Annotated in this window: 7 protein-coding genes; 5 read left to right on the forward strand and 2 right to left on the reverse strand. The window is 54.0% G+C overall.

What is annotated here, in order from left to right:
• From VSS37_RS14105 to VSS37_RS14125, 5 genes are all read left to right on the forward strand, one after another.
• The coding region (locus VSS37_RS14105) for a hypothetical protein (protein WP_324696242.1) at nucleotides 1-560 on the forward strand (560 nt) is incomplete at its 5' end.
• Between the two features lie 81 nt (nucleotides 561-641).
• Nucleotides 642-2,540, forward strand: a complete 1,899-nt coding sequence (locus VSS37_RS14110) for a site-specific DNA-methyltransferase (RefSeq protein ID WP_324696244.1) — start codon at nucleotides 642-644, stop codon at nucleotides 2,538-2,540.
• A gap of 2 nt (nucleotides 2,541-2,542) precedes the next feature.
• Complete coding sequence (darT, locus tag VSS37_RS14115; protein WP_324696245.1) at nucleotides 2,543-3,181, forward strand: type II toxin-antitoxin system toxin DNA ADP-ribosyl transferase DarT; 639 nt, start codon at nucleotides 2,543-2,545, stop codon at nucleotides 3,179-3,181.
• Nucleotides 3,182-3,195: 14 nt separating this feature from the next.
• Nucleotides 3,196-4,251, forward strand: a complete 1,056-nt coding sequence (gene darG, locus VSS37_RS14120; protein WP_324696246.1) for a type II toxin-antitoxin system antitoxin DNA ADP-ribosyl glycohydrolase DarG — start codon at nucleotides 3,196-3,198, stop codon at nucleotides 4,249-4,251.
• A gap of 159 nt (nucleotides 4,252-4,410) precedes the next feature.
• Nucleotides 4,411-7,521: a type III restriction-modification system endonuclease gene (locus VSS37_RS14125; RefSeq protein WP_324696248.1), complete on the forward strand. Its 3,111-nt coding sequence runs from the start codon at nucleotides 4,411-4,413 to the stop codon at nucleotides 7,519-7,521.
• 4 nt (nucleotides 7,522-7,525) lie between these two features.
• Here VSS37_RS14125 and VSS37_RS14130 read toward each other — a convergent pair whose 3' ends face one another.
• Both VSS37_RS14130 and VSS37_RS14135 read right to left on the reverse strand, forming a co-directional pair.
• Nucleotides 7,526-8,065, reverse strand: coding sequence for a hypothetical protein (locus VSS37_RS14130; RefSeq protein ID WP_246149165.1), 540 nt, complete (start codon nucleotides 8,063-8,065; stop codon nucleotides 7,526-7,528).
• 2 nt (nucleotides 8,066-8,067) lie between these two features.
• A partial coding sequence (locus VSS37_RS14135; protein ID WP_324696251.1) for a hypothetical protein occupies nucleotides 8,068-8,457 on the reverse strand: 390 nt, incomplete at its 5' end.

Raw genomic sequence — 8,457 nt, forward strand, 5'->3', positions numbered from 1 at the left:
AGATCAGCGACCGATTGCCGGAAGAGTATTTTGCCGAGTTCGAGCAGCGCCATCCGGGGGCACTGGCTACCCAGTGGATACCGATGGACAAGGAACTCTGGAAGATGAAGAACTATCGGGACTTCCTGGAGGCTCGGAAAGAGCTACTAGCCGCCGAAGCCAACAAGCGCATGGAAGAACTGCTGCATGGAGAAACGCATTGGCTGGAAGGGGCAGCAGCCAAGAAGCCGCAGACCATGCCGATCTCCGGTGGTATAGCCAGTGAAGCTGAAGAGGCTCAACTGACCGAACTGAATGACTGGGTTGCCAGCCAGGGGCTGCCGCGTGGCGAAATGAATTTCGACTTCGCTGACCCGGCAACCGGAGAACAGCAAGCAGTGTTCGACCTGGCCTGGCCGAGTGGTATTCAGGAGGAGCTATCGGCCCCGGTTGCCGTGCTGCTGGATGAAGCCGCGGAGATGCTTGCCCTGGCGAGTGCTGCGGGCTATCGCTGCTTCACCTCCGTAGCAGCTTTCCGCGAGTACATCGAAAAAGACATCCTGGCGCTGGAACAACTGTGAAAATACGCACCAGCTCTGCCGGAATACACACCAGTCATCCGCAAATACACACCAGCCTTCGTAGAAAAAAGACTTAATACCATGCAAAAAATCGAAGCAAGCAGCCCCGAAGCACAGTCGGCCAATATCATGGCCGATAACCTTGCCCAACTCAAAGCCCTGTTTCCCGAACTGGTGACGGAAGGGGCGAACGGCGCGGCGATCAACGTCGATGTGCTGAAAGCCTTGGTTGGCGACCAGACTGTGACCGATGCCGACGAGAAATACGGCCTGAACTGGCATGGGAAGAAGAAGGCACGGCAGATTGCCTTGACCCCAAGCACCGGCACCCTGCGCCCCTGCCCGGAGGAAAGCGTCAATTGGGAGACGACGCAGAACCTGATGATCGAGGGTGACAACCTCGAAGTGCTGAAGCTGCTGCAGAAAAGCTATGCGGGGAAGGTGAAGCTTATCTATATCGACCCGCCGTATAACACTGGAAATGATTTTGTTTATCCCGATAATTTTCAAGACAACCTTAAGAACTATCTAGAGTTAACGGGGCAAACCGAGGGCGGGGCTAGGATCACCACCAATACCGAGGCTAGTGGTCGATTTCATACCGACTGGTTGAATATGATCTATTCGAGGCTGAAGTTAGCGCGAAATCTTCTTCAACCTGATGGAGTAATTTTTATCAGCATTGACGATAGTGAACTATCGAGACTACGGATAGCTGCTGATGACGTTTTCGGCGAAGAAAATTTTATTGCTTGTTTCATCTGGAAAAGCCGTCAAAACAAAGACAATCGAACTGTCACTGGAGCTTCCGTAGACCATGAGTATGTGGTTTGCTACGGAAAATCAATTCGAGGGGCTGCACGAGATAGGAGTCAATATTCAAACCCTGATGGAGATGTAAGAGGCGATTGGACTAGCGCGAATATGGTTGGTATTGCCACCGCAGACCGAAGGCCAAATCTCCATTACGACCTCATCAACCCAGTAACGGGAGTCAACTATGGCTGCCCAGAAATGGGATGGCGCTATGAACCTAAAACGATGAGCCGATTGATTGCGGAGGATCGGATACTTTGGCCGGTTTCTGCTGACGGCAGACCAAGGCGTAAGGCTTTTATATCTGAACTGGACTCAGATTACACGGGATTATCGACGATTATTGGAGAGGGGCTATTTACTCGGGACGGCACTTCAGACATCAACTCATTGTTTGATGCGCGAGTATTCAATTTTCCTAAGCCAGTAAAGTTTATTCAGACCATCGTTGAGCAGGGGTCTGAGGCTAATGATCTTGTCCTAGATTTCTTTGCGGGGTCAGGTACAACGGCACATGCAGTCATGGAACAGAACGTCGTTGATGGTGGTCGGCGACGTTTCATAACAGTCCAGTTGCCTGAACCGCTTGACCCATCTGATCGAGAGCAAAAAACCGCTTCCGATTTTTGTGACAAGTTGGGTAAGCGACGTACGATCGCGGAACTAACAAAAGAGCGTATCCGTCGTGCTGCAGCGAAAATTCAGTCGGATTACCCTTCATTTAAGGGTGATACAGGATTCCAGGTGTTTAAGCTCGACACTTCAAATATTCGTGCCTGGAATCCCAAGTCCAAAGACCTAAAAACCTCGCTTTTCGATCACCTCGAACATCTCGAAGCGGGGCGCAGCAGCGACGACATCCTCTACGAAATCCTGCTCAAGCTGGGCTTGGACCTTTGCGTTCCCATCGAGAAGCGTGAAATCGCTGGCAAACAGGTCAATAGCGTGGGCGCGGGTGTGCTGATGGCCTGTCTGGTCGAAAGCATCAAGGTGGCAGAGGTGGAAGCTCTGGCGCTGGGGATGGTGGCATGGCGTGAGGAGCAAGGCACGGTGGGCGACACCACGGCAGTGTTCCGCGACAGCGCCTTCGAGAACGATGTCGCCAAGAGCAACCTGGCCGCCATCCTTGAACAGCACGGCATCAAACAGGTACGGAGCTTGTAACCATGCCAATGCCAGCCCAGCCCAAGATTTACCACATCTGCCACGTGGATCGACTGCCTTCGATTCTGAGTTGCAAGGGGCTTTTCTCGGATGCGAAGGTGTTGGAACACGCCTTGCCGGGAACGGTGGTTGGCATGAGCAATATCAAGCAGCGTCGCTTGAATGAATTACGCCTGGACAGCCATCCGACCTTATTGGTTGGGCAATGTGTTCCTTTCTATTTCTGTCCGCGCTCGGTGATGTTGTTCTTGATCCATCGTCGTAACGCTGAGTTGACCTACCAAGGTGGGCAATCTCAGATCGTTCATCTTGAGGCGGATCTTCATGAAACAGTGGCTTGGGCGAATGCAAACAATCGTCGCTGGGCTTTTACATTGTCCAATGCTGGGTCTTACTACTTTGAAGACCGGGCGGACTTAGGGAAGCTTCAAGAAATTGACTGGGATGCTGTGCAAGCTCGGATGTGGAATCAATGCCGGGAAGCGAAGCAAAGCGAATTCCTGCTTGAAGATAGTTTTCCGTGGGGGCTGGTCAGGCGCATTGGCGTCGGCAACAATATCGTTTACGGGCAAGTATTGAATGCTTTGCAGCAACAAGAACATAAACCAACGGTCGAAGTGAAGACCGATTGGTACTACTGACGCGGGGGATCACCATGATTGAATTAACGAGCGGCGACATTTTGAAGGACGAGGCAGAGGCCATCGTCAACACGGTGAATTGTGTTGGTGTGATGGGTCGTGGGATTGCCCTGCAGTTCAAGAATGCCTGGCCGGAAAACTGCAAGGCTTATGAAGCAGCCTGCGCGCGCAAGGAAGTGCAGCCGGGTCGCATGTTCATGTTTGAGACCGGCCAACTGACCACGCCGCGCTATATCGTGAATTTCCCGACCAAACGCCATTGGCGTGGCAACAGCCGAATCGAAGACATTGAATCCGGGTTGGTGGCACTTGCTTCCGAAATCAAGGCACGGGGTATCAGGTCGATTGCGATTCCACCGCTGGGTAGCGGTCTGGGTGGCCTCAATTGGGAAGATGTACGTCCCTTGATCGAAAAGCACTTGTCTCCGTTGGACGATGTAACGGTACGCATCTATGAGCCCAAGGGAGCTCCGCTGGCCGACAAAATGCAGCACAGCCGGGCTGTTCCCAACATGACACCAGGCCGAGCCGCTTTGGTCGAGTTGGTCAGTCGCTATATGAAGGGGCTGCTCGATCCAACGATTTCTCTGCTGGAAGTGCATAAGCTGATGTACTTCATGCAGGTAGCCGGTGAGCCACTACGTCTGAAGTACATTAAAGGGCCATATGGTCCCTACGCAGAGAATCTTCGGCATGTGCTGCGAACCATCGAAGGGCACCTGATTTCTGGTTATGCCGATGGTGGAGATGATCCGGGAAAGCCGTTAAACCTGGTGCCGGGTGCTGTCGAAGACGCCAATGCCTTCTTGGAGGCTCACCAGGAAACCCGTGGGCGTTTTGAACGGGTCGATTCCTTGGTTGAGGGCTTTGAAACGCCCTTCGGCCTGGAGTTGTTGGCGACCGTGCATTGGATTACCCAGCAGGAGCCTTCAGTCCGTAATCAGTCGGATGTTGTTGCTCGCACCCATGCTTGGAATGACCGAAAGCGCCAGTTTTCTCCGAGGCAGATCGGTATTGCGCTAAACGTCCTGGCGGACAAAGGCTGGATTCATCCCGTAGCAACAGCGTGACCTCACAGCCCTCGCTCAGTTGTTGAGGTGAGGCTGCGGGGAATGGCTTGTCTTGGGGGGGCTGCTCGGTCTTTTGTTTAGACGAGAAATCACATAGGTAATTGATTTTTATGTTGTCTAGGATCGACGCATCAAGTTGAAATTAGACAAGGACGCTGCATGAAACTGCATTTTGAATCCGACCTGCCCTACCAAATTGAAGCCATCGAGGCCGTCTGTGACTTGTTTCGAGGCCAGGAGGTTTGTCGCTCCGTTTTTACGGTCACGGCTCAAGCCTTGGGCGGTGAAGGCACTCAGCAGAGCTTTGAAGGCAAGCAATTCACCGAAAGCGGTGGTATCGGCAATGCTCTGCAACTGATCGTCGATGAGGAATTGAACGAAAACCTGCAGCAGGTGCAGCTTCGCAACGGCCTGCCACCTTCGCTGCCGCTGGAAGCCAAGCAGCCGCTCGATTTCACGGTGGAAATGGAAACCGGCACGGGCAAGACCTACGTTTACCTGCGCTCTGTCTTCGAGTTGAATCAGCGGTATGGCTTCACCAAGTTCGTGGTCGTGGTGCCGTCGGTGGCGATCAAGGAAGGCGTGAACAAGACGCTGCAGATCACCCGCGAGCATTTCGAGGCGCTATACCCTAGTGCCAAGGGCTACGAGTTCTTTCAGTACGATTCCGACAAGCTCGGCCAGGTCCGCAACTTTGCGACCAGCCCGAACATTCAGATCATGGTCATTACGGTCGGGGCCATCAACAAGTTCGGTGACGAGGCGGCAGCACAGGCGGAAGAGTCTGACGAGAGTAAGCGCCGTGAGAAGTCCAAGAACAAAATGTACCGGGCCAGCGAGAAAACGGGCGGTGAGCGCCCCATCGACCTGATTCGGCAGACCAGCCCGATCCTGATCGTGGATGAGCCGCAAAGCGTTGATGGTGGCATCGACGGCAAGGGCAAGAAGGCGTTGGCGCACATGTCGCCGCTTTGCACCCTGCGTTATTCAGCGACGCACGTGGAAAAGCACAACATGGTGTTCCGTCTGGACGCCGTGGATGCCTACGAGCAGCGGCTGGTGAAGCAGATCGAAGTGGCTGCGGCCACCGTACAGGGCGGTAATAACAAGCCCTACGTGAAGCTGCTTGCGGTCAACAACAAGCGAGGGGTGATTTCGGCCAGCATCGAAGTTGACCGTGAAAACGCGGCTGGCGTGGTGCGTCGGGACACGATTACCGTTCAGGATGGCTTCGATCTGGAGCAGGAAACCGGGCGAGCTTTGTATGCTGACATACGCATCGGGGAAATCCGCGCCGGTAGCGGCAAGAAAAGCAGCGACCAGTTTCTGGAACTCAAGGTGCCGGGCAGCGAGGTATTTCTGCGTGTCGGCGAAGCCTGGGGCGACGTGGATGCCAGCGCCGTGCATCGGGAGATGATTCGTCGCACCATCAAGGAACACTTGGACAAGGAAAAGCGCCTGCGGCCACTGGGCGTTAAGGTGCTGAGCCTGTTCTTCATCGACGAGGTGGCGAAATACCGTCAATACGACGAGCAAGGCAACCCGGTGAAGGGCGAATACGCGGTGATCTTCGAGGAAGAGTACAAGCGTTGGGCACGTCACCCCGATTACCAGAGTCTTTTTGGAGAAATTGACCTGGCGACGGCTGCCGATGAGGTGCACAACGGCTATTTCTCCATCGACAAGAAGAAGGTCGGCGGTAAAACGGTCGAAATGCTCAAGGATACGAGCGGCACAACCGCTGCCGACGACGACACCTATAACCTCATCATGCGCGACAAGGAAAAGCTGCTCTCCTTCGAGTCGCCGCTGAAATTCATCTTCTCGCACTCGGCGCTGAAGGAAGGTTGGGACAACCCGAACGTCTTCCAGATTTGCAACTTCTCAACCCGCGAAACCGAGCGGTGGCGTCGGCAAACAATTGGCCGTGGGCTGCGCCTGTGCGTGAATCAGAAGGGCGAGCGGCTACGTGGTTTCGAGATCAATACGCTGACCGTGATTGCCACGGAAAGCTACGAGCAGTTTGCCGAGAACCTGCAGAAGGATATTGAGAAGGACACCGGGATTCAGTTTGGCGTGGTACATGACCACGAATTCGCCGGGATTCCAGTGACTGCTGATGGCGGTGTAGTGTCGCCCTTGGGCTTCGAGGCATCCAAAACCTTGTGGGGCCACCTCCAGGCTCAAGGCTATATCAGCGATAACGGGAAAGGCGGGGGCAAGGTCCAGGATTCCCTGAAAACAGCGTTGAAGAATGGCGACCTGCAACTGCCTGCCGAATTTGAAGCGCAACGCCATCAGATCGTGGCGGTGTTGAAGAAGCTTTCCGGCAAGTTGGAGGTCAAGGACGCTGACAAGCGGGTGGACAAGATTCAGGTCAGAAAGTCGGTCTTACTAAGCCCGGACTTCAAGGCCCTGTGGGACCGCATCAAGCACAAGACCACGTATCGCGTTCAATTCGACAACGAAAAGCTGATTGAACGCTGTATCCAGGCGCTGGATGATGCCCCGCCTGTTTCCAAGGCTCGCCTGCAGTGGAAGAAGGCTGGTATGACGATTGGCAAGGCAGGTGTCGATGCTTCGCTGCTGTCGGTATCGGAGCCCATCGCCCTCCATGAAACGGATATTGAGTTGCCCGATGTGCTGACGGAACTGCAAGACAGAACCCAACTGACTCGCAAGACGATTGCCCGCATCCTGACCGAGAGCACCCGACTGAACGATTTCAAGCGAAATCCTCAGCAGTTCATCGAACTGGCCTCGGACGCAATTAACCGCTGCAAGCGCCTGGCCTTGGTCGATGGCATCAAATACCAGCGCCTCGGTGACGAGCACTACTACGCCCAAGAGCTATTCGAGTCGAAGGAACTGACCGGGTACTTGCAGAACCTGGTGCTCAATACCGAGAAGTCGGTTTACGAGCATGTCGTTTACGACTCCGCCATCGAGCGTGACTTCGCGGAGTCACTGGAAAAAAACGAGGCAGTAAAGGTGTATGCCAAGCTGCCGGGGTGGTTCAAGATTCCGACCCCACTGCAATCCTACTACAATCCCGACTGGGCAGTTTTGGTGACACTGGACGGACAGCAACGCCTGTACTTTGTTGTTGAGACCAAGGGAAGCTTGTTTGACGATGAGCTTCGGAATCGGGAAGGCGGCAAGATCAAGTGCGGTGCAGCACACTTTACGGCCCTGGCGAGTGAGGCGGATACTGCGCGGTATGTTGTTGCCAGCTCTGTTGAGGATATTTTTGCGAACGCTGAAGCGTAGCGTTCTACTCCAACAAACTGAACTGGCCGGGTTCGCCAGCGACCCCAGCAGAGGAATCGACAACGTGATGTAGCAGACCGTAGCCCACGCGCCATTTCTGGCCGTTCGATAGCAGCGTCACGGTTTTTTCGTTCAGGCGAATAATCTTGCCACTACGTTGTTGCTGATCGCGGTCGAGAAAACCAACCGTATCGCCAACAGCAACTGATTGCGGACTCAGGCCGTGCGGAGTCTGCTCACGAATGCGAACGTCCGCGCCATCGAGGTTGATGCAGGTGTAGGCAATCAACCAACGCTCATCCGTGTCTAATTGCCGCACGAGGACTTCTTTTTTTCGGAAATCGAGGACTTCTGCAGTCAGCAGTTTGTTCGCACGGGCATCGAAGAAGTTGATTTCCTGACCAATACGAAGCTGCGATTGCACGGCTCGAATCCATTTCGGGTCAGCCAGAACGCGATCAATGGCGGCGCGTAGTCGATAAAGTTCAAAGCCAGATGCCTGATTGAGTGCCTGCAATACTGCGGCAAAATCCATCGTTGCCATGATTAGTCCTCCTCGTCTGACCAATCCTCGTATTCGAGCGGCGTCGTGTCTAAGTCCCAGACCATCGACCGATATTCGATGGCGAACCATTCCCTGAACATTTTCAGTGTTCGCTTTTTAGGCCACAGGGACTCATCGGTGTACCAGCCTGCCAGTTTGTACTCAAAAAAACCCTTCCAGCGTTTTTCCATCCAGGCAACTGCATCTTCTTTGCCGTCAATAGCTGGCTCATGGGGTATCAGGAAGGCATCACCATCTTCATTTAGGCTATCGAGTGTGGTGGTTGCGCCAAATTCAGGTTCAACTGACCGAATCCAGTCGAGGAAAGGTTGGCGGTATTGCAGAACAATCATCGAACGGTTGATGGTCAGCTTGAGGTCGGGTTGCATGAG

The sequence above is a fragment of the Candidatus Thiothrix phosphatis genome, assembly GCF_035668035.1.
GTDB lineage: Bacteria > Pseudomonadota > Gammaproteobacteria > Thiotrichales > Thiotrichaceae > Thiothrix > Thiothrix phosphatis.

Coding starts and splice junctions, on each gene's coding strand:
- VSS37_RS14110 (WP_324696244.1), top strand. CDS start 642: ATGCAAAAAATCGAAGCAAGCAGCCCCGAAGCACAGTCGGCCAATATC.
- darT (WP_324696245.1), top strand. CDS start 2,543: ATGCCAATGCCAGCCCAGCCCAAGATTTACCACATCTGCCACGTGGAT.
- darG (WP_324696246.1), top strand. CDS start 3,196: ATGATTGAATTAACGAGCGGCGACATTTTGAAGGACGAGGCAGAGGCC.
- VSS37_RS14125 (WP_324696248.1), top strand. CDS start 4,411: ATGAAACTGCATTTTGAATCCGACCTGCCCTACCAAATTGAAGCCATC.
- VSS37_RS14130 (WP_246149165.1), bottom strand. CDS start 8,065: ATGGCAACGATGGATTTTGCCGCAGTATTGCAGGCACTCAATCAGGCA.